Raw genomic sequence first — 2,861 nt, 5'->3', positions numbered from 1 at the left:
GCTTGAGGTCGCGGTGCACGATCCCGGCCATGTGCGCGGCGGCCAGCGCGCCTGCCACCTGCGAGCCGATCCGCGCCACCGACTGCGGCGGCAGCACGCCCTGCTCGGACAGCACCGAGGCCAGGCTCTGCGAGGGCAGGTACTCCATGACCAGCACCGGCTGGCCCTCGTCCTCGGCCACGTCGAAGACCACGATGGCGTTCTGGTGCTGCAACCGGGCGGCGATCCGGCCCTCGCGCATCGCGCGCTGGCGCGCCTCCTCGGTTTCCTCATCGGTGTAACCGGGTTGGAGCAGCAGTTGCTTGACGGCGACCGTGCGGTGCAACCGGTCGTCGACCGCGCGCCACACGGTTCCCATGGCGCCGCTGCCGATCTGCTTCTCCAGCCGGTAGCGGCCCGTGATCAAACGGCCCTCGGCGCTCACAGGTCTCTCCTGGTGCTGCGGTGTCTGCTTCGGTACGGACCGGGCCCCCGAGACCGGTTCTTGCTCGACGGCTTCACGTTACTGGTGCGGCGATCGCCGAACGCAATGCGGCCGGGGTTCGCGTCCCGGACGCGAACCCCGGCCTGCCACGGCACCGGGGTCAGCTCGACGGCTGCTGGTTGGCGCTGACCTGACCGGACTGCGGCGATCCGGTCTGGGTCGAACCACCCGTGGTCGGCTGCGACGACGAGCCGCCGCCGGAGGTCGGCGAGCTCGTCTCGGTCGGCTGCGACGAGGTCGGCTGCTGCGTGGAGGTCGGCTGCGAACTCTCCTGCGTGGAGGTCGGCGTGCTGGTCTCGCTCTCCTCGGAGGTGGTCTCCGCGGACGACGAGGTCTCCTCGGACGTGGTCGGTGCAGGCGGCGGAGGCGGCAGCGGCCCCTGCGTGGTGTCCTGCTGGTTGCCCGCCGGGTCCGGCGGCGGCTTGCTGCCCAGGAACGCCGAGGTCACCAGCACCGCCACCACGGCGACCGCGACCAGCGCGATGCCGGAGATGACCACCGGGCGCTTGCTGCGCTTCGGCGGCACGTCCAGCGCTGCGTCCCCGCGCGGGTCCGAGCCCATGTAGGAGGTGCGCGGGTGGTGCTCCTGCGCGCTGTAGGGGTCCTCGTCGTAGTAGGCGACGGTGGTGCCGTTGCCCTGCTGGTTCGTGCCGACGACGCTGGTCGGCTGCAGGTCCGGCTGGCTGCCCGACTCCGGGTCGAACGCGGGCGGGATCGGCGCGGCCGAGGTCGGCACCGAGGTCACCGAGTAGCCGTCGGCGACCGTCTGCAGCATGTCCCGCACCTGGGCCATGTCCGGCCGGTCCTCGACGCGGGCCTGCATCATCGCCATCAGCGGTTCGCCCATGGCCCCGGACTGCTGCGGCGGGTCGATCCGGCCCGCGGCGACCGCGTGCAGCAACGCCAGCGTGTTCTCGTTGAGCCCGAACGGCGGGCGGCCCTCGATCGCCGCGTAGAGCGTGGCGCCCAGCGAGAACACGTCGGACGCACCGGTCGGCTCCTGGCCCATCGCGACGTCCGGCGACAGGTACGCGGGCGTGCCCGCCAGCATTCCCGTCTTGGTCACCTGCACGTCGCCCTGGGCGCGCGAGATGCCGAAGTCGGTGATCTTCACCGTGCCGTTGTCGCCGAGCAGGATGTTGCCGGGCTTGATGTCGCGGTGTACCACTCCTGCGGAGTGCGCGGCGCCGAGCGCCGCCGCCACCTGCGCACCGATCCGAGCCACCTCTCGCGGCGGCAGCGGACCGTGCTCGGACATCATCGCGCCCAGGCTGGTGGACGGCAGGTATTCCATGACCAGCACCGGCTGGCCCTCGTCCTCGGCTACGTCGTAGACCGAGATCGCGTGCTGGTGCTGGAGGCGGGCCGCGATCCGGCCTTCCCGCATTGCCCGCTGCCGCGCTTCCTCGGCCTCACCCGGGTCCAGTCCGGGCTGCAACAACAACTGCTTGACCGCGACAGTGCGGTGCAGGCGTTCATCCACACACTCCCACACCACGCCCATCGCGCCACTGCCGATGCGTCGCTGCACTCGGTAGCGTCCGGCGACCAGGCGACCTTCGTCGCTCACCGACGTCTCCCCGTACTGCTCTCGATGCCCGCACGGGCTCGCGCCGCACCCCTCGGGATGGGCTGCGCCCCGCCGGGCAACGGCGGATTTGGCGGACCGGTTCGGCCCTCCGACATGTACACGTTCCTTGCTCCGCGGCCCGGTTTCGGCCCGGAAGCCGGACCTTGCCGCGGTACGGCAGCCTAGCCGACGCCTTCGCGGCATAGGCCCGAAGTCGCGAGATCCGACTGCCCGATCTGCACCGCGCGTGTCGCGACCCCGCCGTGTTGCGAATCGTTCCGGTCGGCCGAAGTGTTTCCGCAGTCCACGCCGCGGGTGGTGCGGCCGACCGGGGAGCACTGCCGAAGCGTTGATCGACTCGCGATCCGAATCCGGTGCGCGGCCGGGCGGCGCTGCGGCGGCCACGAGCCGACGGACGTCGTTGCCGCATTGTTGTGATCCCGCAGAACGGTACCGCCGCAGCGTTGTGCCGTGGTCAGCGGGGGAAGTGCTGGGCCGACAGCAGCTCCGCGCGCACGATCACCGGCCTGCGGTCGCCGGTGACGGTGATCCGATGCCGCAGCACCAGCCTGGCTCCGTCCGCATAACCCACTTCGACCTCGCTGCGCACCACGTTCGGGCCGAGCGCGCGTACCTGCAACGGGCGGACCGTCGTCGCTTCCGACCAGGCGCGCGCGACTTCGGCCTGCGGAGACAGCAGCACTCCCGGTGCGAGTCTGGCGACCGCCGTGCCCGGGGCCGATCCCAGGTCCCGGTAGAACGCCCGCACCGCTTCCACCGCCGCGCGCGGCGTCCCGGCCGCCGGGT

General features: G+C 71.8%; 3 protein-coding genes. All 3 read right to left on the bottom strand.

Going from position 1 to position 2,861, the window contains the following annotated elements; translation table 11 throughout:
- On the bottom strand, positions 1-424 hold a 424-nt coding region (locus IJH84_RS24040), incomplete at its 3' end, for a serine/threonine-protein kinase (protein WP_295149364.1).
- Positions 425-584: 160 nt separating this feature from the next.
- The gene (locus IJH84_RS24035; RefSeq protein ID WP_200068495.1) at positions 585-2,054 is read right to left on the bottom strand and encodes a serine/threonine-protein kinase; all 1,470 of its coding nucleotides are present in this window, start codon (positions 2,052-2,054) and stop codon (positions 585-587) included.
- Positions 2,055-2,529: 475 nt separating this feature from the next.
- A partial coding sequence (locus IJH84_RS24030) for a hypothetical protein (protein WP_295149356.1) occupies positions 2,530-2,861 on the bottom strand: 332 nt, incomplete at its 5' end.

The organism is Saccharopolyspora sp., from assembly GCF_017434145.1.
GTDB lineage: Bacteria > Actinomycetota > Actinomycetes > Mycobacteriales > Pseudonocardiaceae > Saccharopolyspora_C > Saccharopolyspora_C galaxeae.
This window is presented reverse-complemented; position numbering and strand designations above follow the sequence as displayed.